Source organism: Harryflintia acetispora (genome assembly GCA_004340125.1).
GTDB classification, from domain to species: Bacteria; Bacillota; Clostridia; order Oscillospirales; family Ruminococcaceae; genus Harryflintia; species Harryflintia acetispora.
The window spans coordinates 108,283-130,933 of the sequence record SLUK01000003.1 but is presented as its reverse complement, the minus strand read 5'-3'; the positions used below and the strand labels follow the sequence as shown (position 1 = coordinate 130,933).

The window sequence follows — 22,651 nt, the reverse complement described above, 5'->3', positions numbered from 1 at the left end:
ATGGTCTCTCTCAAAACACACTAAAAACATTGAGCCGCTTATTAATTTCATAGCAGCTTGAGAAACGAGAGCCCTTCCTATATAATGAAGTCAGACAGGAGGGATCGCATGTATCAGCCCAAAACCCCAAAGGACATCCGCTGCCCGCTCGAATACGGGCTCGACGTGTTTGGCGGGAAATGGAAGTCCAGAATCATCTGTGTGCTCGCCGAGAAGGATACCCTGCGCTACAGTGCACTGCGCAGGGAAATGACCAACATCACGGACGCGGTCCTGGCCGGCGCCCTGAAGGAATTGATCCGGGACGGCATCATTGAGCGTAAGCAGTACGACGAAATCCCCCCGCGGGTCGAATACCGTCTCAGTGAAAAAGGAAAATCCGTGGTGCCGATTTTGCAGACGATCTGCCGTTGGTCGGGCGCCTATCACCGGGAAGACAGTACCAACACCCTGCTGCAATGCCAGAAATGCGATTATCACCTCAAATGAGCACAATGGGTGGAAGTGTAAAAGGCTCTCAAACGTCTTGAAAAGATGTTTGAGAGCCTTTTCTGTCATTTTCGGTGTAGAAAAATAACCGCCGGCGGTTAATCAAGGCCGATTTCCTCCCATTGATGTAGGACCTAATCCACTACATCAAACTTTAGGGGGAAACACAATGGCAAGCATGAACAAGACGGAACTGGGATTCAATCAATGGACCTTGACGGACAAGCCCACCATGGACGACTTCAACGCCGACAATCTGTTGACCGACCAGCTGCTCAAGGAGCAGTATTCGGTGACGATGAAGGCCGCCGGCGAGGACAAGCTGAACGTGACCTGGAACGGCAGCACCACCCGGATCGGTGCGGAGGACCTCGACGTTGGGAGCTCGTTCTATGTAGGCAAGGACTACACGGTCTACAAAACGGACGGCGGGTTCTTTATTTCTCTCGACGGCAACGTCGCCCGCGCCCAAAAAATAGGAGGGTTCCACTATGGTACCTGCCGCCGCGTCGATGAAAAGCTGCGGCCGGTCAATCTGGCGGGAGAGGTTCGCGGCGAAGGGTGGGAAAGCAACGTCTACAACGGCATCCTGCCTCGCAGCGTATGGTACAAGGGGCACCGCCCGGCTTGCGACCCGAAGGGAATGGTGTACCTGGGAAACGGGACCTGGGTCGATATTTACCAATCCAGCGACGATGGGGACGGAGGTCTGCTATCGGCCTACAACCAACTGCCGTTGACCGGTACGGAGGGGCTCAACTGGTACGGATTCGTGGAGCGCGCCCTCGTGGTGGGGAAACGGCTGCTGACCTATCAGGAGTTTTGCCAGATGGCATTTGGAAGCCCCGGCGGGCTTGACGACAGCAACGAAAACGCCTGGACGGCGAAGACGAATAGTGGGCGGCAGAAAACCGGGTATGTAGCAAATGCGGTCTCTTCCATCGGCTGCCGGGACGCGGTGGGGAATGTTTGGGAGTGGCTGGATGAATTTATTACCCGCGCGGAGCATTCAAAGCTCAATGGAAGTGGAAAATTTCCTTATGATGACGGTGCGCGCGTTGGGAAGGCGTACACCGATGGCAATGGTCATTTTCATGCAACAAATGATGGTGCTTGGGGTTTTGATAAAGTTTCGCCATTTCCCGAAGGGCATGGAAATATCTACGAATACAATGATAGATCTCTCGCTTTATTGCTTGCTGGTGGAGGTATTAACTGGGGGGAAAACAGCGGCGCACGTAGCGTCAGCATGAATTACTATCCGTGGGGTTTAAATAAGGAAATTGGAACCCGCTGTGCCTGCAACAGCCTTTAAGAAAGGAGACTTGCTATTTTGTCCAGTATCAATAAAACAGAATTGGGCTTCAACCAATGGTCCCTGTCCGACAAGCCGACCATGGAGGACTTCAACGCGGATAATTTGCTGGCGGACCAAATATTAGAAGAGAAATTAGACAAATCCATTATCAGTTCCGGGGAGTGGACACCTTTTTTATACGGCAGCACAACGGAGGGTAATCCGACCTATACCGCGCGGGACGGATTCTATTGTAAAATTGGTCCCCTTGTTGTATGTAAAGGCTCGATTGTGATATCAAGCAAAGGCGGAATGAGCGGCGCCTTAAAAATCGGCGGGTTGCCTTTCGCCGCTATCAGAAGCTTTTCACAGCCCTCTGCAGTCATACGCGATACGAATCTTGCAGCCGGCCACATCATTACCGGAACTATAGCAAACTACACCTCACTGGCAATCATCCAGTCCAGCAACACGACAGGTGGTTCATTGCAAGCGTCGGAAATCAATGACAATTTTTATTTTACGAATTTTTCCGCAATGTATATAACTAATTCTTAAGGAGGACAAAAATGGAAATACTTACAGGAACGCTGACCAAGGATTTTGTATCCATCCAGTCCGACAAATACGGAACCCGAGCGTATGAAAACAGCGAGACAGGCCGCCAGGCACTACAAGCCGAGCAGCCCGATGAAATCGTCAACAAAATCATGAAAGTATGGGATGCGAATCAAGAAGATACCGCAAACCATACGGCTCTGGAGGCCGGCACTGAAAGCTATCGGGAAAAATACATTAAACTAAGGAAAGAGTTTGATTCCCTCAAAGAAAGACTGATTCAATGTATCAAAGACCTGAGTTAATAAAAGCACTTCCGCCCCAGGCATGTTTCTTGTTAGAAAGTTTTTCTCTTTTGTGATATAATGGGAAAAATTGTTTATTCAGGGGGAATCTGGGATGACGCGGCTGCATCGGTTTCTAAACACCTTCGGCTTCGGGATTTTCCCGCTGCTGTGTGCCGTCGCCTTTGGGATCGCCATCTTCTTCATGGGGCGGGAGCTGCTCTATCCGCAGCTCGCCGGCGAGCCGGTGACAATCACCGCCGTGCAGGATGAGGATACTGGTTCCCTCGTCTGGGCGTATACCTACGACGGTACTCTGCGCCGGGAGGCCGCCGGGCAGCGGGACGGCGACTACCCCGGGATGACCGCGCTCGGCTACTACCTGCCGCGCACCGGTTCCCTCTGGCCGCGCAGCAACCCACCTTTCTGGGGGCTGATCTTCTTTCTACTCCCCTTTACGCTCGTGCTCGGCGGATGGGGGCTCTTCTTCCTGCTCAGGGGTACCAAGGTGAAGGTATCCGTCCACCGGCCGCCAAGGGGGCTCCGGTCCTACAGCGCCAGTGCCAGCATAGACATGAAGGGCACTCCGAATGGAACCATCGTCTGCCTGGTTGGGCTTCTTCTACTGGGAATATGCTCCTTCACACTTTGTACCCAGCTGCTGCCCCGGCTCGGTGCCCGGGAAATCTCTGCCGAGGTCACCGAAGTCGTGCGGCCGGGCCGGGAGTATCTCGTTTTACCGCTCGACGCCGGCGAAGGTGGGGAACCTATCCAGGTCACCGACCTTGGCGGTATCTTCACCGAGGATTATCTGCCGGGGTTGCGGGACAACTTTTACTACAGTCCCGCGGCGGGCAGGGCGGCCGTCATGCTCGACGCTGATTCGTCCTGCGTCCTGCTGTTCGTCACCGGCGTGATCGGCGTCATGCTCCTGTTTATCGGGACCTACGTTCTGGTGCGCGCCCCGAAGGATGAGGAGGTGGCCGCATGACGCTCTCCATCCTGATCGCCGCCGCGCTTTGCCTCATTATCTTTCTTCTGCACCGCGCGCGCTTGCACAAAGGGCGCATAGAGGTGCAGGCCACCATCGTCAAGGTAATCCGTACCACACACAAGGAAAAGGATTATTACGACCCGGACGGGACCTACCACCCGCCAATATCCTGGACCGAATCCACCCCGATCTTCGCCTTCACCCATGCAGGAAAGCGCTGCCAGGTCAAGGGCACCGAGTGGGACGGGCTGACCGTCGGGGAAGAAAAGACCATCTTTTGGGAGCCGGGCAGCGAAAGGATCATGCTCAAGGAGGGCAAGAGCGTCGCGTCCCTGGTCCTCCTGCTGGCGGCCGACCTGCTCATCCTTTCCTGTGCGCTCTGGGGCAGGCTGTCGGGCTACCCCTCCCTGATGGGGTACTTTTCGGCGCAGCCGCGGCAGGTGGCCTACTGGTGCCTGTTTTTCGGTGCCTATTGCCTCCTGGCCTTCTCTTATTATTTCCTGCTTCATTATCTTCCCCGGCTGGGCGCGCACCGCGAAATTGGCCGGATCACTGCGGTCATCCGGCCCAAAACCTGCTATGAGGCGCAGCTGACCGGGCAGGAACAGGCCATCGTGCCGGTGCAGATCCTCGGCCGGATGGACCTGCACCCCGGCGACACGCTGGAGCTGCTCTACCATCCCGCGCGCAAAAGGGCTTATATTCGAGTGTCCCAGGGGCTCAAGGGGATGTGCGCCTGCCTCTCCCTGATCGGGGCGGTCTTCGCACTGCCCGCCGGGGCGTTCCTGCTGTGGTTTTTTGGCGGCCTCTAGAGGTAATTGACCGCCAGAATCGCCAGCCCCAGCACGGTGAGCACCACACCGGTGGCCCGGTTCAACGTGACGGGAGATGCCTTGTTGGCAAACTTGGCGGCGATCCGCGCCCAGAGCAGGGTGCTCAGCACGCAGAGCAGCAGGTACCACATATTTGGCGCCCCGCCGATGGCGAAGTGGCTCACCGAGCCGGTGAAGGCGGTGAAGGCCATGATGAAGACGCTGGTGCCCACCGCGGTTTTCAGCTCATACCCCAGCACGCTGGTGAGCAGCAGGAGCATCATCATCCCGCCGCCGGCTCCCACGAAGCCGCAGATGAAGCCCACCGCCGACCCGCAGACCACCGACTGCCAGAAGCGCTTGCGCACGCTGACCGATTGCATGGTGCTCTTGGTGGTCATCACCGGGCGCAGAATGAATTTAATGCCCAGCAGCAGGGTCATGAAGGTGGAGAACCCGCCCATGGCGGTGCTGGGCACCAGGCTGGAAACAAAGCTGCCCACCAGGGTGAAGCAGAGCACGGCGATCATCATCACCAGTCCGTTTTTGATATCCAGGTTTTTGTTCTTCCCATAGGTATAGGCCGAGACGGCGCTGGCCAGCACGTCGCTCGCCAAGGCGATCCCGACGGCCATATAGGGCTCCACCCCCAGAAAGGTGATCAGCATGGGGCTGATCACCGCCGCCGCGCTCATCCCGGCAAATCCGGTGCCCAGCCCCGCGCCGAGGCCCGCCAGAAAACAGATGGCTACTGCATAAAGCATATCTTTCTACTCCTTTTGATCCGTCTGGAAATCCGCCCGCAGCGCGTCCATCCCCCGCAGCGCCGCCTGCACGTTTTGATCAAGCCGCTGCAAAAGCTGCCGCAGCTCCTTGAGCTCATTATCGCCAAAGCCCGCGAACAGGACGGCAAAGCAGCGCTCCTGCCGCGCGGCGAGCTCAGAGAGCGCCACGCGCGACTCCGGCGCCAGGCTCAGGCGCTGCACCTTGCGGCTTTGCGGGTCCGGGCCCGAGGTGAGGTACCCCTTTTCCCGCAGCGCCTCGACGGCGGCGGAGACGTTGGACTTGGCCACCCCGCGCTTTTCCACGATGTCCCGCGCCGTGTTGTATTGCGGATTGTTGTGCAAAAAGAGCAGCACGTCGATCTCCAGCTGGGTGAGCGCGTAGCGCTGCGCCAGCGGCTGAAACATCCGGGAATAGAAGCGCTTGAAATGGTTGGCATAGTCAAGGATGTGGGATTGCAGAACGGCCGCCCCCTTTGTTATAAACAGAACGGTTATAATTATAACTATTATGATTGCCATTGTCAAGAAAACCCCGGCTTATCAAAGCCGGGGTTTTTTTCTTCAGTCGCTTCTTTTTTTCTGGCAGCGCGGGCAGATCCCGGTAAACTGGAGGCTGTGGCCGGTCACCGCGAACCCGGTGCGCGCCTCGAGCTCCTTTGCCATCTCCCCCAGCGGACAGCCCTCGAGCGGCACCTCCTCGCCGCACAGGGCGCAAACCAGTTGATGGTGGTGCCTGCCGCCGGTAAGCTGATAGTCCACCGCACCGTCCTGCCGGGCGGTACGCACCAGCAAACCGCTTTTGCACAACAGTCCCAGAAAGCGGTAGACGGTCGAAAGGTTGACCCGGCTGTCCCCACAGCGCTCCCAGATTTCCTGGGCGCTTTGCGGGCCGTCAGCCGCGCGCAGCACCCGCAGGATCGCACGGCGGCCGGGCGTCTCCTTGAGATGGGCGCGCAGCAGCAGATTGTCGGACATCCCGCTCCCCTCCTAAGCCAGCAGCTGGATCAGGGTCCCCGCCGCGAACCCGGCGAGATAGACGACCCCGCAAAGCCTGAGATTTTCCTTAAGATCCCGGTTGACCCGAAAAAGCACCAGGAAGCCCACCCCCGCGCTGGTGGACAGCCCGGCGACCACCGCCCCGAAGCTGATGGTCCCCTCGAGGTACAGGCTGGTCAACAGCACCGAGGCCGCGCAGTTGGGGATAAAGCCGAGCAGCGCCGCGACAGCGGGCTGCAGCAGGCTGCCGCCCAGCAGCAGCGCCGAGAGCCGCTCGGGGCCGAGCCACTCGACCACCCCGCCGAGGACGATCGAAACGATCAGCACGAAAACGAAGATTTCCACCGTATGGCGCAGCGCCGAGCGCAAAATCCCGTGCTCCTCGCAGTGGCAGTGCTCGCAGAGGCGCTCCATATGCGCCCGGCGTTCGCCGGCGCCGCTCCCGCGGCGGGCGCGCAGCAGCAGGTCCAACCCCATCCCGACTGCAATGGCCAGCACCACCTTGATCGCGATCAGCTTGCCGATCACGCCCAGGTTTCCGGGGTTCGCCAGCAGGATGGGCAGCGCCTCGTCCGAGGTGGACAGAAAGACCGCCACCAGGGTGCCGGGGGTGATGATCCGCCCGCTGTAGAGGTTGGCCGCCGCCACCGAAAAACCGCACTGCGGCACGCAGCCGAGCAGCGCGCCGCTCACCGGGCCGAAGCGGCTCGAACCGGCGAGTAGCCGCTCCATGCGCTCGGAGGAGTGGTGCTCGAGGTACTCGATGAGCAGGTAGGCCCCGAAGAGGAAGGGCAGCATCTTCAGCGAATCGATCAGGGCGTCCTGGATAATTTCAAACAGGGTTTCCAAATTTCGGGGTCCTCCTAAATGCGAATTATTTGCATTTACTAATTATAAGCGTTTTTTACTTTTTGTCAAGAATTGCCTTTACAGGCAGTTTGGACAAGCCGCGCCCCGCTCATACCCCGAGGCGGCAAAAGAAGGCATGCCCTCCCGGGTTTTCCCTTCCATTTCACGGAAGAGGAAGGCTTTTGCGGCTGGCAAGTGCGAATGAAAATGACCGTTAGCTAAGGCAGCTAACGGTCACTTTTTCGCTCTTTTCGGGAAGAAAGCAGGGCAAAATCCCCAGTCTCTTCCAGTCCTGTCCTAATTATATCCTTTTTTTCCGCCCTTTGCAAGGAAAAACCGGTATTTTCTTCTTCCGCCTCCCCGGCCGATGACCGTTAGCTGCCTTATCTGCTGGTCATTTTTATTTGATTATGACACGGGGGGAATATCGTGATGAAATACCATCTACGCTGCGCGCTCGCACTGGGGGTGCTGCTGGCTGCTCTCATACTCCCGGCGGACGCCGCCGGGCGGGTGAACTTAACACCTGATAACGGCTACACCGCCGATTATGGGATCGAGCTGCCCTTCACGCCTTCGCCGAGAACGGCGGACTATACCTTCGAGGTGTTCCGGGGGGAAAACACCTCACAGCCGCCCCTGGTGCGCGCGCAGGCTTCCCTGTCCGGCGGCGTGACGCAGACGCTCTATCTCCCGCTCGCCTTCGACCTCGAGCATGCCGAGCGCTACACCATCCGGGTGACGGCGCAGCCCGACGCGCGGCGCGCCGGGCTGGACACCGAGGACAGCCGCACTTTCCCCTATACCACCCAATATTGCGGCGGGCGGCACACCGAGGCGCAGGGCGGCTACCTCTTGGGCGACGGCAGCGCGGGGAACCCCTACGTCATCCAGAACGCAAAACAGCTCTCCCATGTGCGGGAGCACCCCGGAAGTTATTTCCGCCAGAACGTGGACATCGACCTTTCCTCCTGGGGGAACTGGACCCCCATCGACGCGGACGGCATAAACTACGACGGCTGCGGGCACTATGTCTGGAACCTGACCAGCACCGGGCACAGCAGCGGCAACGCCCTCTTCGGGAACCTGACCAACTCCACCCTCCGGCGGTTCGGCGTCAACACCTTCACCTGTACCGGTGGGGAGTACGATGCCGGCCTGATCCGTGCGGCAAGCAACGTCACCCTCGACCAGTGTCTGGCGGCCAACGGCACCACGAGGGCCAATGTCTGCTCGGGCGGGCTCTTCGCGACGGCCGTGGGCGTCACAGTGCGCGACTCCTTCTCCTCGAGCTGCAGCATCTATGCCAAAACCGCCAATGCCGGCGGGCTCAGCGGGAACTTTACCGGCAGTCTCGCCCGCTGCTACGCGATCAACACGGTCGCCGGCGAGGATTCCCTGGGCGGGATCTCGGGGCACGGGACCTATGCTTCCGCCTTCCAAAACGTCTACTGGGAGACCGGACGCGGAGCCGGCAGTGCGGTCCAGGAGTGGTGGAGCAGCGATAGCCCCTCCTCGGTCATTTGGAACTACAACCCGCCCGGCACCTTTGCCAAGCCGGCGGCCGAAATGACGGTGCAATCCACCTACCAAGGCTTTGCCTTCGCCAATGTCACCGGCCCCTATAACCCCGCCAAGCCCTGGGTGTGGGAGCCCAACCAAAACCATCCCCTGCTGCACATCTTCTACCGGCCCGAGGAGCTCGGCTAGTCCCCGTCCGGCTGCAAAAGCAGGCCGCGCAATTTTTAATTGCGCGGCCTGCTTGTACTCTTATATACGTTCGATCAGCTTTTCATAGACCGCCGCCATGTGCGGCTCGCCGCTGGCCGCGGCAAGCTCTCCGAGCGGGAACCAGCGCACCGCGCTGTTTTCGTCCTCCTTATACCGCAGCGACTGGCCCTTCGGCGCGACGAGCAGGTAGCTCGCCGACAGGTGGAGGTGGGCAGGCACATACCGCCCCCGCCGCACATGCCCGAAGACCGGCAGGATGTCCAGCGAGGCGATCCCCTCCCGAAGGGGGAGCACCCGCGTGATCCCGGTCTCCTCCACCGCCTCGCGCAGCGCCACGCCCAGAAGGTCCCCTTCCCCATCGGCGTGGCCGCCGGGGAAGCTCCAGGCGCTAAAGAGATTGTGCCAAACCATCAGCGCCTGCGTATGGGATTCGTCGAGCACCAGACCCGAGGCGGTCAGGTGCATAGCCTCGCACTCCCTGCTGAGAATCGTGCGCCCGCAGCGGCCGGCCGCCTCGCATATGACCCGCTTGTCCGCCGCCTCCTGCTCGCAGCCGGGGACGAAGGCCATGATCGCTTCCCGGTAATCCATCCTAGCGCTCCAGCAGGATGACGAACCGGTGGCGCGGCTCACCCGAGCCGTCGTTCATCGCCGAATAGCAGTCGATGGCCATGTAGTCCGAAATGGGGATGTAGGTCGGGTCGGAGTTGGAGACCGCCCCGGTGCGGGAAACCCAGATCACCGACGCGCCGCTCTCCTGCGCATGGTCGCTGAAGGAGGGGTTGACATTGGGCCGGTAGCTCTTGGTGTTGTATTCATAGTGTTCCTTGGAGCTGGCGTCGGTCGAGGTGGCGATGGTCAGAAACGGGATGCGCGAAAGGGTGCTAAGGCTCTCCTCCAGCGGCGGGAAGCGCCCGCGCTGGGAGGAGAGGTTCGCCTTGAGCGTCTCCCCCTTTGTGAGGCGCGCTTTGCTTTTGCCGATGTCCAGCGTCCATTCGCGGCACTTCTTCTGCGAGATCAGCTCGGTGAGCTGGACCTGGACCGAGGTGAGGGTCGATTTATTGTCGGTATTGATAAAAACGTCCACAATCACCAGGTCCTCGTCCTTCTTCGGGTCGATGACCTCCATCACCTGGCTGGCGACATTGAAGGGCTGCTTCGGATCGAAGTCCCCCAGGGTATAGGTCGAACGGAATACGGTCAGGCGCAGCAGCAGGCAGAGTACGAGCACCCCGCCAAGGCACCAGAGCAGCCGCAGATAACGGCGCTTGGCCTCGGGCTTGAGATGGTATTTCCGTTTTTTCTTTGCCGCCATACAGTCCGCCCCCATCCTGTTTTTCATTTGATGTAATAATTATACCTTTTTTGGCCCGTTTTGTAAACCGAAGCCGCGCCGCGCCGAATATCTTTTTTCGACAGAGTTGCCGCAGGGAATTGCAATATCTCGTGGATTCGTGTATGATGGTTTTCGTGAGGAACCTGCTTAATCACGGCATTCGAACATCTTGGGGGGTGTGGGTATTTGAAGGCGGTTAAACGGGTATTCCATTTTTTTGCCATGCTCCTGCTGTTGGGGATCATCGTTTTCCTCAGCTATGCATACGTATCGCAAATCAATACCCTGGTCACCGAGCAGACCAAGTCCCACATTCTGGAGGTCGCCGAGCAGAACGCCGATGCGGTCACCCAGAGCGTGCAGGCCGACCTGCGCCGGGTGGGGTCGCTGGCCAGCTCGATCCTGGGCGCGGCCGACCTGCAATCCCCCAACGAGGAGCTGACCGGCTTCCTGCGCAAGCAGGCCGCGAGCGACGGCTATTCGCGCATTACCATCACCGACACCGCGGGCCGCGGCTACACCAGCGACGGGCAGACGGTCGACCTGTCGCAGAGCCGCAACTATCTCAAGGCCCTGCAGGGGACGCCCAACATGTCCAAGCCCCAGGTGGAGGACACCGCCGGCAACGCGGCGGTCACCTACAGCGTGCCGATGAAAGAGGGCGGCGCCATCAAGGGGGTGCTGATGTGCACCCAGGACATCAGCGTCGTCTCCACACGGTATTCCGGCAGCTTTTTAAACGGGATGGGCTCCTATTACGTCGTCAGCCAGAACGGGGAGATCATCTTCCACTCCGACCCGCAGATGGTTTCAAAAAATATTTTACAGCTCATCGACGAGAGCGCCAGCCCCGAGCAGGTGCGCCGCTTCTCGATCGACATCCTCAACGGCAAGTCGAGCATCGCCGCCTTCCGCCTCAACGGGGAGGACGTCTATCTCGGCTATGTGCCGATCAAGGACGTGAACGGCTGGTATATCATCTCGGCCGTCTCCCGCGAAGCGGTGGCCAGCCAGGCGACCGACATCATCACCATCTCGTTCTACGCCTGCCTGTTCATCCTGGTGGCTTGCCTGCTGCTGGTCATCTCGGTGGTGGCCCAGAAGAGCCGCACCCGCAAGCTGATGCTCAAAGCGGCGCTCGAGGACCCGGTCACCAAGTGCCCCAATTCCAACAAGTTCATCATGGACGCCGAGCCGTTGCTCGAGCGCCGGGGCAAGCGCCACTACGCGCTGATCTATTTCGACATCAACAAGTTCCGCCTGATCAACGACTCCTTCGGGCACCAGATCGGCGACCGGATGCTCTGCGAGATCGCCGGGATTTTGCGGGAAATCCTGCGCCCCGACCAGCCCTTCGGGCATATTTCAGGGGACCACTTCGTCATCCTGACCTCCTACAGCAACCTGCAAGCGGACATCGTCGGGCTCGTCGAGCGGCTCTTTTCCCATGTGCGGCGCATTTCGATCAACAACTTCTCCGCCTTCAACCTGACCCTGGCGGTGGGGATTTACTGCGTGCAGGAGAACGAGACCGACATCAACAACATGATCAACCGCGCCAGCATGGCGCGTACCAACGCCAAGGGCTCGCACGAGAGCCGGTTTGCCTTCTTCTCGGACCAGGCGCGCAGCACCCTGCTCGAGGAGGCCAGCCTGGAGAGCGAGATGGAGGCCGCCCTGCGCACCGGGCAGTTCGTGCCCTTCTACCAGCCGCTGATTGATTTTCACACCGGCCAGATCGTGGGCGCCGAGGCGCTCATCCGCTGGAGCCACCCCATCAAGGGGCTGATCCCGCCGGGCAAGTTTATCCCGCTGTTCGAGCGCAACGGCTTCATCAACAAGGTGGACCGCTTCATGCTGCAGCAGATCTGCCGCCAGATCAGGGAACACCTGGACCGGGGGCTGACGGTGCCGCGCATCTCCCTCAATCTCTCGCGGGTGCTGCTCGGGCAGAAGGATCTGGTCCCCTTTATCCAGACCACCGTGCTACGGCATGGACTGAGCCCCTCGATGATCGAATTCGAGCTGACCGAGAGCGCCTTTTACGACAACCTGGATTACCTGATCGAAATCATGAACAAGCTGCGCACCCTGGGCTTCACCGTGGCGATGGACGACTTCGGCGTGGGCTACTCCTCGCTGCACATGCTCAAGAAGATGCCCGTCGATGTGCTCAAGCTCGACCGCGAGGCCCTCAGCGGGATCGAGACCGACGAGCGCTCCCGCAGCATCGTGCGCATGATGGTGGCCTTGGGGCACGAGCTGCAGTTCACCGTGGTCAGCGAAGGGGTGGAGAGCTTCGAGCAGGCCAACTTCCTGCGCGGGATCGGCTCCGACCTGGCGCAGGGCTATGTCTTTGCAAGGCCGATGCCCGCCGAGGAATTCTACCACCTGCTGCTTTCGCGCGACGTGCGCACCGGCGCGGCCTATACCGAGAGCAGCCGCAAGTGGATCGCCCAGCTGGGCGCCCCCGCCCAACCGGAAGCCCCCGCGGCCCCGGCCGGCGCTCCCCGCCAGTAATGAAAAGGGCTGCGAAGAACATGTTCTTCGCAGCCCTTTGTTATTTCCCGATCTTTACGCCGTCCTTAAAATTCTCGCGGTAGCTCTTGATCGCCCACTGGATGACGTTGCGGGCCGCGTCCCGGCCCATCACCTCGTTGACCGCCGTCTCCTTGCTCTCCAGCTCCTTGTAGACCCTAAAGAAATGGGACATCTCGTCGAAGATGTGCCCCGGCAGCTCCTCGATCCCCGTGTAGCCGTTGTAGGTCGGGTCGCTATAGGGGATGGCGATGATCTTTTCATCATTTCGCCCGTTGTCGATCATCGAGATCACCCCGATGGGATAGCAGCGCACCAGCGTCAGCGGCTCGAGCGGCTCGCTGCAGAGCACCAGCACGTCCAGCGGGTCCTGGTCATCCCCATAGGTGCGGGGGATGAAGCCATAGTTGGCCGGGTAGTGCGTGGAGGTATAGAGGATCCGGTCCAGGATGATCATCCCGGTCTCCTTGTCCAGCTCGTATTTTTTCTTGCTGCCCTTGGATATTTCGATCACCGCGATAAAGTCGTCCCGGCTGATCCGCTCTTCTGCGATAGAGTGCCATATATTGAACATGTCAATCGTCTCCTCCGTATGATGTTGCGGATGATTTTTTCTATCATACCATAGTTTCGTGGTTTTTAACAAGAGAGAGGAAATTATTTGTACAAATTTCTATTCCTAATATCTGGTATTTTTGCGGACAAGACCGGTTTTTTTATGCTATAATGAAAACAGGTTTATGGTTGCGGTGACAGTTGCGCCCAAAATGGGGCGTACCCGCGTAAAAATTTGGTTTAAAGGTGTGAACATGCGAATGGCAAACCCGATCCCCGCACTCGAAAAAAGATTTATCCCCTTCGCGTCCGGCTTTTTGGCCGTGCTGATGGGGCTTACCATGAGCGCCTCCCCCGCCTTCGCGGCGGGCGATGAGAGCTCCGCCCCGCAGGAGGACTCCTCCCAGAGCGAGGAATGGATCGAATCCGGCCAGACCCGCAAAAAGGTCTCCTCCTCCGGGGAGCCCGTCCTCAACGTGAGGATCGTGGACGATGAGGACAGCGGCGAGGTCGCCTCGGCCAAGGTGGGCGCCAAGAGCGGTTCCGGTTCCACCAAGGCGGCGCTCAAGATCAGCGCCCCCACAAAGCTCAAATCGGGCGGCGGCTATGACAGCATGCTGGAGTGGAAAAAGAAAAACAGCGACGTGATGGGCTGGCTCACCGTGCCCGGCACCAACATCGACTACGCCGTGGTCCAGGGCCCGACCAACGACTACTACCTCGAAAAGGGGTACGACAAGCAGTACAGCTACAACGGCGTCATCTGGGCGGACCAGGACGTCACCGCCAGCTCGAAGAACACCATCCTCTATGGGCACAACTGGACCAACTATTCCGCCACGCCCCGGATCGGCAATCCCAGCGATGTGATGTTCGGCCAGCTGACCAGCTATCACTACCTCGATTTCGCGAAGGAACATCCCGTCATCGAGTATGCCGACAAGAACGGCAACGCCAACTGGGCCATCTTCGCGGCCTTCTACACCGACCTGCATTTCGATTACATCAAGACCGATGCCAACGTGGTCTCTTTGGCCAAGGAGGCCATGAGCCGCAGCATGCACAACTTCTCGGTGGACGTCAAGAGCAGCGATAAGATCCTTACCCTCTCGACCTGCACCAGGGCCTACGGCAAGCGCGCGGATCAGCGGTTCGTCGTGATGGCGCGCAAGGTGCGCAAGGGAGAAAAGCTGACGGTCAACGCGACCGAGAATGTGAACTTCAAAAAACCGCAGTTCTAATTGTAAAGCTAAAAGAGCCCACAGCTTAAGCTGTGGGCTCTTTTTAATCGAGCTCGCCGTAAGCAATCAGCGAACCCTTGTCCTTAATCGCGAGCGAAACGGTCAAATAGAGGACCACCCCGTCCGCCTCGGCGTAGAAGGAATCGATCTCTTTGCCGAAATAGTCCTTAACCGTGCCGAGCAGCTGGCCCTTGGCGATCTTCTCCCCCGCCTTGACCTGCGGGTACCAGCAACCGCCCTCGCCGGCATTGAGATAATAAGCCTTGGCGATTTCCCGCGGATGGCGGGAGACCGGCTCCGGAGCGCTAGGCAGCACGCCGAGATGGCGCAGAACATTGCGTACGTCCTTTTTATAGGCCTCCACCTCGTCGCGGCTCCACAGCCCCCGGCCACCCCGCTCGATCAACAGGCTGGGGCAGCCCAGGGCGGCCGCTCCGTTGTAGGCCTCGCTCACCCCGCCCGAGCGAACCATATAATCCATATCCAGAAGCTGCGCCACCGCGCGGGAGCGCTCGGTCACCGACTCCTCCGCCTTGCCCGGGAAATAGACATAGGGGTGCAGCTCTTCGTGCATGTCCCCGCTGTGCAGGTCGAGATAGAAGTCGGCCTTTTTGTAAAATTCCTGACACAGCATATAGGCGAGCCGCTCGGTTGTGCTGCCGTTTTCATCACCTGGGAATACCCGGTTGAGATTCTTTCCATCCTCGGGGACAATGGAACAGACCCGCGCCTTGAAGCCCTGGGTATTGATCGGATGGATCCACACGATATTTCCGCAAAGCTCCTTCGGGTCCAGCTCCTGCGCAAGCTCGATGGCCGCCTGAATCCCCGGGTACTCCGCGCCGTGCACCCCCGCGCTGATGAGCACCGTTTTCCCTTCCTTCGCCCCGCACATCAGAGTAACCGGCATACTCAATGCGGTACCCCGCACATCCAGCATCTGCTGTTTTTTCTCCCCCGGCTGCGCGGTGATCGAGGCGATCGTCAATGGCTGCATAACAAGCCCTCCCTAAGTAAATTGCGGTTTGCCATAGGCAACCGCTGGTCCGAACCCATTATAGCACGGGTTGGGAGGACGGTGTGACCAAAAACGCCTTAAAAATTGTAGTGATAACGCTAAGAGCCGCAAAACAGTCGCATTTACGGTGCCGTTTCATACTTTATTGGGCAGCCATTGAGGCTTTCGCAGCGCTCTTTACCCGCTAAACTCTTCCTAGTCATAAATTTCCGCATCCAAGGCACCTTGTGGAATTAAATTGGCTGTCGTAATACCAAGTCCATCACTCTTTATTGTATCAAAACGGATATAATTGTAATTTTTTATAATTTTCAATGTGTAATCGGTAACCTTTTTGGTCCAATTTAAATCAACGAGCTGAGTAGTCCCGATAAAAACAGGCGTAACCCTCATTTCGATCGGAGTAGCATGGAAAAAGGATGTCTGATTGGCAAGGACAGGGGATCCAGGAATGTGTGCATATACAGGATGATAGTATCTTTGACACCAAAACTGATCTTTCCAGGTTGTAATAGGCAGAGCCTGTGTCATGGTTTCCCCAAGTATAACGTCCGCATAGGCCAATTCTGCAGCATAATCAAACGTATGCTCGTAAAACACAGGACCGGTAATCGTAAACGGCTCGATGATGAACTTCCCATTGATGATGCTACCGTGCACAGCGGTACGGTTTTTATAATAGTTTGATTGATTTGTTTCCACCACCTGCTGGACCGTGACACCGGTTGGAATATCCCATCGACCCTTGGGATTCCTGGTGATAGTGGCAGTGCCGCTCGCTGTCTTTGCCCGCCACCGGTCGGCAAAATAAGTCCACTTGTCGGACGTAATAGTATAACTGGATTGTCCTCGCTGGTTAATATACAGATAATTGTTTAAAATTAATGAGGTGGGGACGGCATCGGCCCCTCTGATTTTTTGGTCAATTTCAGCTTTGGTATATCGCTCCCCCAGCAGCTGTTCCGTCAACGCATTGTCCGCGTTGAAATCCTCCATCGTAGGCTTGTCAGCCAAAGACCACTGATTGAACCCCATTTCGGTTTTATTGGTACTTGACAAGATAATCTCCTCCAAAATATAGTTGTACGGGTAAGACTTGCCCGCCAACCAGTGGAAGACAGAAGACAAAAAATAACCGCTGACGCTTATTTTTTTCTACCTAAAGATTAAGTGCCACTTTAATTCTACATGAAAGCGCCTTTCACAAAAACAATAAAAAACCCCGTGAAACCGCTAAACAAAACGGTTTCACGGGGTTTTAAGCTGGTGATCCATCGGAGATTCGAACTCCGGACAACTTGATTAAAAGTCAAGTGCTCTACCACCTGAGCTAATGGACCGTAACATCCTGCCGGGCACCAACGCCCCGCCAGGCACTTATTTATTATACCAAGGGAAGAAAAGCTTGTCAACCAATTCTCCCAATTTTATCCCCTGGTTTCTTTTTCGAAGCGCCGGCAGACAGGAATATTGTATGCAGTTTTTTACCCGGTATCCCCTACTTTACCAATCCGCGCAGCTCATCCGGACTGAAGCGGTGCACCCGCGGGCAGAAGTGGCACCGCACCTCGGTGAGCGGCTGCTCCTCAGCCATCGCCAGCAGCTCGTCCCTGCCAAGGCTGATCAGCGCCCGTTCCACCCGTTCGCGCGAGCAGTCGCAGCGGTATTCCATCCTCCCCTCGTCGAGCACCTGCGGCAGGAAGCCGTCCAGCGCCATGAAGGCGATCTCCTGGGGCGTTTTCCCCTCATGGATCAGGGTGGAGACCGGCGCCATTCGATTGATGTTTTCCTCCAGCTTTTCGATGCACGCCTCGTCCGCACCCGGCAGCAGCTGCACCAGGTACCCACCCGCCGCCAGCACGCTCAGATCCCGCTCCACCAGCACGCCCAGCCCACAGACGGTCGGAATCTGCTCGCTCACGGCGTAATAGTGGGTGATGTCCTCGGCGATCTCCCCCGAAACGATGGGGGTCTGTCCGATATACGGCTCCCGAAGCCCGATGTCCCGGATGACATAGAGGGTCCCGTTTTTGCCCACCGCCCCGGCGACGTCCAGCTTGCCATAGCGGTTGAGCGGGATCTCCACCACCGGGTTTTGCGGATAGCCCTTCACATTGCCGCTGCTGTCCGACACGGCCAGCAGGGTTCCCGCCGGGCCGTCCCCGGCCAGGCGCAGCGTCACGCTGTCACCCTCGCCCTTGAGCTGCATCCCCATGATGGAGGCCGCGGTCAAAAGCCGCCCGAGCGCGGCCGTCACCGTGGCCGAGGTCTGATGGATTTGCTCGGCGCGCGCAACGGCGTCGGTCGAATCCACGGCGCAGCACATTACGCCCCCATCCTGCGAAATCGTTCTGATAACCTTTCCCATTTAACCGTAACCCTTTCCTTTCAGGTGTGATGGAGCGTGCGGTTTTTCATCACATACACCAGCCGCTGAGAATCCTCGCGCGGCGGCTCGAAGCTGTCCTCGTGATAGCACGCAACCAGCTCGAACCCTGCCTCTTCCCCAACCTCTTGCAGCTCCTCATACGTGTAGGCCTGCTCGCAAAAATGCTCCTCATACCGCTCCCAGGAGCCTTCCCGGCCAAGCTCAAAGATGTCTAGGCTGATGTCGATCCTGCCCCGGTCACATTGCCCGTTCTGCCAGACGCAATAGACATCCTCCAGGTCATATACGAAGGTCTGGGAACTGAGCACCCGCTCGTGCTTATAGGGGGTGTTCACATCGAAGAGGAAGAACCCATCCGTCTCCAAAAAGAGGGCGAGGCGCGAGAAAGCCCCCCGCAGCGCCTCCCTGGAGGTCAGGTGGTTGAGGCTGTCCAGCGCGCAGACGGCGACGTCCACCGTGCCGTAAAGGTCGAGCTCCTCCATTTTTTGACACAAAAAGAGCGGGCGCCGCTCGCGCCCCAACCCCTTTTCCATCGCCTGGGCAAGCATCCCTTCGCTGCCGTCCACCCCGATCACGTCGTATCCCCGCTCCTGCCAAAGATAGCTCAAGGTACCCGTCCCGCAGGCGAGGTCCAGCAGCAGGCGGTTTTCCCCCTGCTCCCATCCGGCATGGCGGGAAATGGCCTTGCAAAAATAGTCTGCCCGCCTGCGGTAATCCACATTCGCGGTCAGACGGTCATACACAGCCGAAAACGCGGTATACATCTCCTACTTCAGCTCCCCGCCGCGCCCGGGCTCCTTCATTCGCTCAAAGACGATATTGTAGCCGTCGCACCCGTAGTTGAGCGAGCGGTTGACCCGGCTGATGGTCGCGGTGGAAGCGCCGGTGGTCTCCACGATCTCGCTGTAGACCCGGTGCTCGCTGAGCATCTTGGCCACCGCCAAGCGCTGCGAGAGCGCCCGCAGCTCGGTGACGGTGCAAAGATCGTCGAAAAACTTATAGCACTCCTCGACGTTTTTGAGATTGAGGATCGCCTCGAACAAAAAGTCCACATTTTTATCCTTCAGTTTATCAATCACAGGATCGACCTCCCTATTCATTACAAGGCCATTTTACCATTTTAGAGCGCAAAAGTAAAGCCGTATTACCGCGTTAAACCAAAAGATTGCGGCGGGGATTTCCCACTGTTTTTTTCGGCGGGGAGATGCTATAATAGCCAAAGCAGATTCAAGAAAGGCAGCGTGACCGAAATGGACATCAAAACCATTGCACATGAGATTCAGTCAGAAACCATCGCCCTGCGCCGCGAGCTGCACCGCCACCCCGAACCGAGCCTCGAGGAACACTGGACCACCGAGCGGCTGATCAAGGAAATCGAGGCGCTGGGGCTCCCCTACCGCAAGCTCTCGCCCACCGGGCTGATCGCCGAGCTTCAGGGCGGCAAGCCGGGGCGCACAGTCGGGCTGCGCGCCGATATCGACGCCTTGTCAATCACGGAAAATACCGGCCTGCCCTTCTCCTCCGAGGTGCCGGGCGTCATGCACGCCTGCGGGCACGACACCCACGCCGCCATGCTGGTCGGGGCCGCCAAGGTGCTCTGCCGGGTGCGCGGCGAGCTTTGCGGCAGCGTGCGCTTCATTTTCCAGCCCGCCGAGGAGGGCGGCGGCGGAGCCGAAAAGGTGATCGACCAGGGCGGGCTCGAGGGGCTCGACTACCTCTTCGGGCAGCACATCTACTCCCAGCAGCGCTCCGGCACCATCGGCTGGACCAAGGGGGCGGGCACCGCCGCGGCCGGGACCTTCATCATCAAGGTGATCGGCGACGCCTGCCACGGCGCCCTGCCCGAGACCGGGGTGGACGCCACCGTGGCGGCGGCCGCCATCGTGATGGCGCTGCAAACCATCGTCAGCCGGGAGCTCTCGGCGCTCGACCCCGCGGTGGTCACGGTGGGCAAGCTCTGCTCGGGCACCCGCAAGAACATTGTCTCGGGCTATGCCGAGATCGAAGGCACCATGCGCAGCTTCGATCCCAAAGTGCACGCCCACATCCGGGACTCCATTGAGCGGATCGCCCGCCAGACCGCGGCGGCCTACCGCTGTGAAATCGACTTTCACTACCACGACAGCGCCAAGGTGCTGCTCAACAACCCGGAGGCCGCCGAAATCGCCTGCCGCGCCGCCCAGAAGGTGGCCGCCGCGCCAGATGACGTCTTCGTGATGGAAAAGCAGCTGGTGTCCGAGGACTTCGCGGACTACACCCCCTATGTCAAGGCAGCCTTCGTCCTGCTCGGCGGCGGCGGGGAGTATCCTCCGCACAGCGACCAGTTCGCGGTGGATGAGGCCTCCTTTGAAACCGGGGTCGCCTTCCTCGCCCAGGCGGCCGTCGAGGCGCTGAACGCCTGAGGCAGCAGTCTGACTTTCAAAAGCACTCCAAGGAGCGGGCGGCAGATGGGATCTGCCGCCCGCTCCTTTGCCTTTTTTCTATACTTGCTCCTTCAGCCTTCGCAGTTCCCGCACCAGGAGCAGGAGCGCGGCGGCGCTCATCGCCAGCGAGGCCGCGATGGACAGCCACACTTCATTCACCGCCTCCTTCCGCAGCCGGTCCGGCTCACAGAGCGGCAGGGCCCCCAGTGCTTGGCGGCGCTCCTTCGCCTGTCTCAGGAGGGTGCTCCAATGCTCAAAGTCCGACCAGCGGGAGGGGATCCATTCCCCGAGCCCCGACAACCGGAAGTGTCCCGCGTGGCTTTGCACTCCATCCGGCTCGGGCAGCGCGTAGCGCGAAAGGAAATCCTCTGCCGCGGCGTAGGCGTTTTTCCCCTGCGGCACCGCCAGCTCGAGCGCCGAAAACGCCTCCTGCTGCGGCTGCAAAAAGACCACCGTACGGCGCAGGTCCCGCAGCATCCCGCTGACGGTGTAGTCCCGCCCCTCCATGCGCAGGGTCTGTCCGGCGGCGTCGGCACTGCCGAAGAGCTCATAGCATAGGTCCTCGCTGACCGCGCACTCCAGATTGGACTGGGGCAGGTTCCCGAGAACCGTTTCCTGCGGTAGCAGCAGGGAGATTTCCCCGCGCACCAGCAGCGCCTGCGCCAGTTCCTCCCGCCCGTTTCGCGGCTCGACCAGGAGGCGCTCCCCGCCCGCCCAAGCGGCGTAAACCGGCGGCGCCTCATCCTGCGCCGGTTCTTCCAGCCGGCGGCAGTCGCCGGCGGTGAGCGCCTGCGTTTTCCAGCGCAGCGAGACGGTCTGGGGGCGGCGGTATTCCCGTGCGATCAGGGAGCTTGTCGTCCGCCAGCCGAGCAGCGCCAGCAGCAGGGCGATAAACAGCGCGGCGAGCGGCAGATATCGCTTCATCACGGCTCCTCCGTGCGCACCCGGTCGCCCTCGGCGACGGGCCGGGCGCTGGACACGATAATCTCATCCTCCGGCGAGAAGCCCCCCGAAACGGCGGCGGTGGCGCCGTCCCGCTCGATGACCGAAACGTTCACCCGCTCGGCAAATGTTTGGGTCCCCATCACGGTGCCCTTCTCCCGCGCGATCAGTACATAGTCCCCGGATGAATCGCTGCGCAGCGCGCGCTGCGGCAGGGTGGTGCCGAACTGCTCGCTGCTGTGGCTGACCTGCATCTCGACGCTCTGCCCCGGCAAGACGCTCCCCTGGGGAAGGGAGACCTCGACTTGGTACTTCCCTTCGTCCTCGCCGGCGAGGGGGCGCACCCCCTCGACCGACCCGCCCTCCTGCCAGTCCCGCTTGGATGCGGGGCGCAGCAGGACGCTGTCCCCGGGAGAGACGAAGCGCGCCTCCTCCTCGCCGACGACGAACCTGGCGCGCAGGGGGGCGGCGGTATCTCCGAGCAGCAGCAGCTTTTCATTCCCGGTGCGCGCGCCCACCTCGGCGCTCAGCGAGGCGACAATCCCGCTTTGCCCCGCCTTCACCTGACCGCCCGCTTCATAGAGGGCGCGCAGGCGGGAAAGCTCCCGGTTTTTCCCCGCTATCTCCAGCTGCTGGAGCTTCTGCTGGTTCAGGTTCCCGCTCGCCGTAACCTCCCTGGCATCCTCCAGCGCCCGCTTGGCCAGGAGCTCTGCCTTTTCGTCTTCGCGCTGCGCCTCCTCGTATTCCTGGCGGCGCTGGCGCACCGCCTCGCGCAGGTTGTCATAGGTCCCGTCCGAAAAGCCCAGGGTGCTCTCCTTCCAGTCGATGTCCCCCTCGTAGCGGTCCTCGGCCCAGTCCTTATAGTCGTCCAGCTTCTCCTGCGCGCGGGAAAGCTCCCGCCGGGCGCGCGCGACCTTGGCCGCGGCCTCCTCCAAATCCGCCTTATAGTCCTCCTCGGCGCGCTCCAGCAGCTTCTCGGCGCGGCGCGTGTCCTCGCCCGCGAGGCTGCCGTAGTACTCGCTCATCAGCGCCGCGCGGCTGATTTCATCCTGTGCCTGGGCGATCTTCTGCTCCAGATCCTCAAGGTCCAGCGCGAGCAGCGTATCCCCCTCCTGCACGCTCTGCCCTTCCCGGACCAAAACGTCCATGATCAGGCAGTCCGGCAGAGTAGTCACCGGAATCTGCTGCGCGCTCTCGGCGGTGCCGAAGCCCGAGGCGGTGTGCAGCAGCGTGCCGGGCTTTGGCTTTGCCGTCCCGATGAGCGGCACGCTGAAGGAGTCGATCGCGCGCGAAAGGAAGGTGAAGAGCAGGATTGCGCCGAAAAAGAGCGAGAGCAGCCGCAGCGAGGCGCGCTGGGCGCCGCTGAGGCGCGTGAGCAGGTTTTTAACAGGACTGCGCACATGCGATTCCTCCA

Annotated in this window: 24 protein-coding genes and 1 tRNA gene; 10 read left to right on the top strand and 15 right to left on the bottom strand. The window is 59.7% G+C overall.

The features are described from left to right. The first annotated feature begins 108 nt into the window (after positions 1–108). The 6 genes from EDD78_RS05265 (at position 109) to EDD78_RS05240 (ending at position 4,434) form a co-directional block, all read left to right on the top strand. Positions 109–489: a winged helix-turn-helix transcriptional regulator gene (locus EDD78_RS05265; RefSeq protein WP_132084214.1), complete on the top strand. Its 381-nt coding sequence runs from the start codon at positions 109–111 to the stop codon at positions 487–489. A gap of 169 nt (positions 490–658) precedes the next feature. After that, positions 659–1,804 (top strand): phage major tropism determinant, encoded by a 1,146-nt coding sequence (locus EDD78_RS05260; protein WP_132084213.1) that lies wholly within the window; start codon positions 659–661, stop codon positions 1,802–1,804. A gap of 18 nt (positions 1,805–1,822) precedes the next feature. Further along, the gene (locus tag EDD78_RS05255; RefSeq protein WP_132084212.1) at positions 1,823–2,344 is read left to right on the top strand and encodes a hypothetical protein; all 522 of its coding nucleotides are present in this window, start codon (positions 1,823–1,825) and stop codon (positions 2,342–2,344) included. 11 nt (positions 2,345–2,355) lie between these two features. After that, a complete protein-coding gene (locus tag EDD78_RS05250) occupies positions 2,356–2,649 on the top strand; it encodes a hypothetical protein (RefSeq protein ID WP_132084211.1) in 294 nt (97 codons plus the stop codon). 94 nt (positions 2,650–2,743) lie between these two features. Then, positions 2,744–3,619, top strand: a complete 876-nt coding sequence (locus EDD78_RS05245; protein ID WP_079698949.1) for a hypothetical protein — start codon at positions 2,744–2,746, stop codon at positions 3,617–3,619. Further along, positions 3,616–4,434, top strand: coding sequence for a hypothetical protein (locus EDD78_RS05240; RefSeq protein WP_132084210.1), 819 nt, complete (start codon positions 3,616–3,618; stop codon positions 4,432–4,434). The genes EDD78_RS05245 and EDD78_RS05240 overlap by 4 nt, the downstream gene beginning before the upstream one ends. On the opposite strand, the gene EDD78_RS05235 is transcribed toward EDD78_RS05240, so the two are convergent. From EDD78_RS05235 to EDD78_RS05220, 4 genes are read right to left on the bottom strand one after another with little or no spacing between them, the layout of a single operon-like run. Further along, complete coding sequence (locus EDD78_RS05235) at positions 4,431–5,198, bottom strand: sulfite exporter TauE/SafE family protein (protein ID WP_079698947.1); 768 nt, start codon at positions 5,196–5,198, stop codon at positions 4,431–4,433. The genes EDD78_RS05240 and EDD78_RS05235 overlap by 4 nt on opposite strands. Positions 5,199–5,204: 6 nt before the next feature. After that, positions 5,205–5,738, bottom strand: coding sequence for a MarR family winged helix-turn-helix transcriptional regulator (locus EDD78_RS05230; protein ID WP_286170743.1), 534 nt, complete (start codon positions 5,736–5,738; stop codon positions 5,205–5,207). Between the two features lie 42 nt (positions 5,739–5,780). After that, entirely contained in the window at positions 5,781–6,194 is a 414-nt protein-coding gene (locus EDD78_RS05225) for a Fur family transcriptional regulator (protein WP_079698946.1), read from the bottom strand. A 12-nt stretch (positions 6,195–6,206) separates the two neighbouring features. After that, positions 6,207–7,064, bottom strand: coding sequence for a putative manganese transporter (locus EDD78_RS05220; RefSeq protein WP_195282808.1), 858 nt, complete (start codon positions 7,062–7,064; stop codon positions 6,207–6,209). Between the two features lie 432 nt (positions 7,065–7,496). Between EDD78_RS05220 and EDD78_RS05215 the strand changes: the two genes are divergently transcribed. Then, on the top strand, positions 7,497–8,774 hold the full coding sequence (locus EDD78_RS05215) for a hypothetical protein (RefSeq protein WP_132084209.1): 1,278 nt from the start codon (positions 7,497–7,499) through the stop codon (positions 8,772–8,774). Positions 8,775–8,834: 60 nt separating this feature from the next. Here the strand turns inward: EDD78_RS05215 and EDD78_RS05210 are convergent, their stop codons facing one another. Together EDD78_RS05210 and EDD78_RS05205 are read right to left on the bottom strand one after the other, a co-directional pair. Beyond that, a complete protein-coding gene (locus tag EDD78_RS05210; protein WP_117507795.1) occupies positions 8,835–9,386 on the bottom strand; it encodes an NUDIX hydrolase in 552 nt (183 codons plus the stop codon). A 1-nt stretch (position 9,387) separates the two neighbouring features. Continuing rightward, positions 9,388–10,110 (bottom strand): hypothetical protein, encoded by a 723-nt coding sequence (locus EDD78_RS05205; RefSeq protein ID WP_143533557.1) that lies wholly within the window; start codon positions 10,108–10,110, stop codon positions 9,388–9,390. 207 nt (positions 10,111–10,317) lie between these two features. Between EDD78_RS05205 and EDD78_RS05200 the strand changes: the two genes are divergently transcribed. Continuing rightward, positions 10,318–12,651, top strand: coding sequence for a bifunctional diguanylate cyclase/phosphodiesterase (locus EDD78_RS05200; protein WP_165873116.1), 2,334 nt, complete (start codon positions 10,318–10,320; stop codon positions 12,649–12,651). Positions 12,652–12,691: 40 nt separating this feature from the next. Here the strand turns inward: EDD78_RS05200 and EDD78_RS05195 are convergent, their stop codons facing one another. Beyond that, positions 12,692–13,243: an inorganic diphosphatase gene (locus EDD78_RS05195; protein ID WP_132084206.1), complete on the bottom strand. Its 552-nt coding sequence runs from the start codon at positions 13,241–13,243 to the stop codon at positions 12,692–12,694. Between the two features lie 241 nt (positions 13,244–13,484). On the opposite strand from EDD78_RS05195, the gene EDD78_RS05190 reads away from it, so the two are divergent. After that, positions 13,485–14,465, top strand: coding sequence for a class B sortase (locus tag EDD78_RS05190; RefSeq protein WP_165873115.1), 981 nt, complete (start codon positions 13,485–13,487; stop codon positions 14,463–14,465). A gap of 43 nt (positions 14,466–14,508) precedes the next feature. Here the strand turns inward: EDD78_RS05190 and EDD78_RS05185 are convergent, their stop codons facing one another. The 6 genes from EDD78_RS05185 to EDD78_RS05160 form a co-directional block, all read right to left on the bottom strand. Next, entirely contained in the window at positions 14,509–15,462 is a 954-nt protein-coding gene (locus EDD78_RS05185; RefSeq protein WP_132084204.1) for a M14 family metallopeptidase, read from the bottom strand. Between the two features lie 216 nt (positions 15,463–15,678). After that, the gene (locus EDD78_RS05180; RefSeq protein ID WP_132084203.1) at positions 15,679–16,542 is read right to left on the bottom strand and encodes a hypothetical protein; all 864 of its coding nucleotides are present in this window, start codon (positions 16,540–16,542) and stop codon (positions 15,679–15,681) included. A gap of 205 nt (positions 16,543–16,747) precedes the next feature. Beyond that, positions 16,748–16,823: transfer RNA gene (locus EDD78_RS05175), tRNA-Lys, on the bottom strand. Between the two features lie 158 nt (positions 16,824–16,981). Further along, positions 16,982–17,851: an Hsp33 family molecular chaperone HslO gene (gene hslO, locus EDD78_RS05170; RefSeq protein WP_132084202.1), complete on the bottom strand. Its 870-nt coding sequence runs from the start codon at positions 17,849–17,851 to the stop codon at positions 16,982–16,984. A 20-nt stretch (positions 17,852–17,871) separates the two neighbouring features. Beyond that, positions 17,872–18,636 (bottom strand): class I SAM-dependent DNA methyltransferase, encoded by a 765-nt coding sequence (locus EDD78_RS05165; protein WP_132084201.1) that lies wholly within the window; start codon positions 18,634–18,636, stop codon positions 17,872–17,874. Between the two features lie 3 nt (positions 18,637–18,639). Next, positions 18,640–18,951 (bottom strand): YerC/YecD family TrpR-related protein, encoded by a 312-nt coding sequence (locus tag EDD78_RS05160; protein ID WP_117507793.1) that lies wholly within the window; start codon positions 18,949–18,951, stop codon positions 18,640–18,642. A 171-nt stretch (positions 18,952–19,122) separates the two neighbouring features. On the opposite strand from EDD78_RS05160, the gene EDD78_RS05155 reads away from it, so the two are divergent. Continuing rightward, positions 19,123–20,274 (top strand): M20 metallopeptidase family protein, encoded by a 1,152-nt coding sequence (locus EDD78_RS05155; protein WP_079698933.1) that lies wholly within the window; start codon positions 19,123–19,125, stop codon positions 20,272–20,274. A 78-nt stretch (positions 20,275–20,352) separates the two neighbouring features. On the opposite strand, the gene EDD78_RS05150 is transcribed toward EDD78_RS05155, so the two are convergent. Continuing rightward, the gene (locus EDD78_RS05150) at positions 20,353–21,219 is read right to left on the bottom strand and encodes an ABC transporter permease (RefSeq protein ID WP_132084200.1); all 867 of its coding nucleotides are present in this window, start codon (positions 21,217–21,219) and stop codon (positions 20,353–20,355) included. Beyond that, positions 21,219–22,637 (bottom strand): efflux RND transporter periplasmic adaptor subunit, encoded by a 1,419-nt coding sequence (locus EDD78_RS05145; protein WP_165873114.1) that lies wholly within the window; start codon positions 22,635–22,637, stop codon positions 21,219–21,221. The genes EDD78_RS05150 and EDD78_RS05145 overlap by 1 nt, the downstream gene beginning before the upstream one ends. Positions 22,638–22,651: the final 14 nt, after the last annotated feature.

What these genes read in the sequence shown, in the direction of transcription:
- EDD78_RS05265 (WP_132084214.1), top strand. Translation starts at nt 109, where the DNA reads ATGTATCAGCCCAAAACCCCAAAGGACATCCGCTGCCCGCTCGAATAC.
- EDD78_RS05260 (WP_132084213.1), top strand. Translation starts at nt 659, where the DNA reads ATGGCAAGCATGAACAAGACGGAACTGGGATTCAATCAATGGACCTTG.
- EDD78_RS05250 (WP_132084211.1), top strand. Translation starts at nt 2,356, where the DNA reads ATGGAAATACTTACAGGAACGCTGACCAAGGATTTTGTATCCATCCAG.
- EDD78_RS05245 (WP_079698949.1), top strand. Translation starts at nt 2,744, where the DNA reads ATGACGCGGCTGCATCGGTTTCTAAACACCTTCGGCTTCGGGATTTTC.
- EDD78_RS05240 (WP_132084210.1), top strand. Translation starts at nt 3,616, where the DNA reads ATGACGCTCTCCATCCTGATCGCCGCCGCGCTTTGCCTCATTATCTTT.
- EDD78_RS05235 (WP_079698947.1), bottom strand. Translation starts at nt 5,198, where the DNA reads ATGCTTTATGCAGTAGCCATCTGTTTTCTGGCGGGCCTCGGCGCGGGG.
- EDD78_RS05230 (WP_286170743.1), bottom strand. Translation starts at nt 5,738, where the DNA reads ATGGCAATCATAATAGTTATAATTATAACCGTTCTGTTTATAACAAAG.
- EDD78_RS05225 (WP_079698946.1), bottom strand. Translation starts at nt 6,194, where the DNA reads ATGTCCGACAATCTGCTGCTGCGCGCCCATCTCAAGGAGACGCCCGGC.
- EDD78_RS05215 (WP_132084209.1), top strand. Translation starts at nt 7,497, where the DNA reads ATGAAATACCATCTACGCTGCGCGCTCGCACTGGGGGTGCTGCTGGCT.
- EDD78_RS05210 (WP_117507795.1), bottom strand. Translation starts at nt 9,386, where the DNA reads ATGGATTACCGGGAAGCGATCATGGCCTTCGTCCCCGGCTGCGAGCAG.
- EDD78_RS05205 (WP_143533557.1), bottom strand. Translation starts at nt 10,110, where the DNA reads ATGGCGGCAAAGAAAAAACGGAAATACCATCTCAAGCCCGAGGCCAAG.
- EDD78_RS05195 (WP_132084206.1), bottom strand. Translation starts at nt 13,243, where the DNA reads ATGTTCAATATATGGCACTCTATCGCAGAAGAGCGGATCAGCCGGGAC.
- EDD78_RS05190 (WP_165873115.1), top strand. Translation starts at nt 13,485, where the DNA reads ATGGCAAACCCGATCCCCGCACTCGAAAAAAGATTTATCCCCTTCGCG.
- EDD78_RS05185 (WP_132084204.1), bottom strand. Translation starts at nt 15,462, where the DNA reads ATGCAGCCATTGACGATCGCCTCGATCACCGCGCAGCCGGGGGAGAAA.
- hslO (WP_132084202.1), bottom strand. Translation starts at nt 17,851, where the DNA reads ATGGGAAAGGTTATCAGAACGATTTCGCAGGATGGGGGCGTAATGTGC.
- EDD78_RS05165 (WP_132084201.1), bottom strand. Translation starts at nt 18,636, where the DNA reads ATGTATACCGCGTTTTCGGCTGTGTATGACCGTCTGACCGCGAATGTG.
- EDD78_RS05155 (WP_079698933.1), top strand. Translation starts at nt 19,123, where the DNA reads ATGGACATCAAAACCATTGCACATGAGATTCAGTCAGAAACCATCGCC.
- EDD78_RS05150 (WP_132084200.1), bottom strand. Translation starts at nt 21,219, where the DNA reads ATGAAGCGATATCTGCCGCTCGCCGCGCTGTTTATCGCCCTGCTGCTG.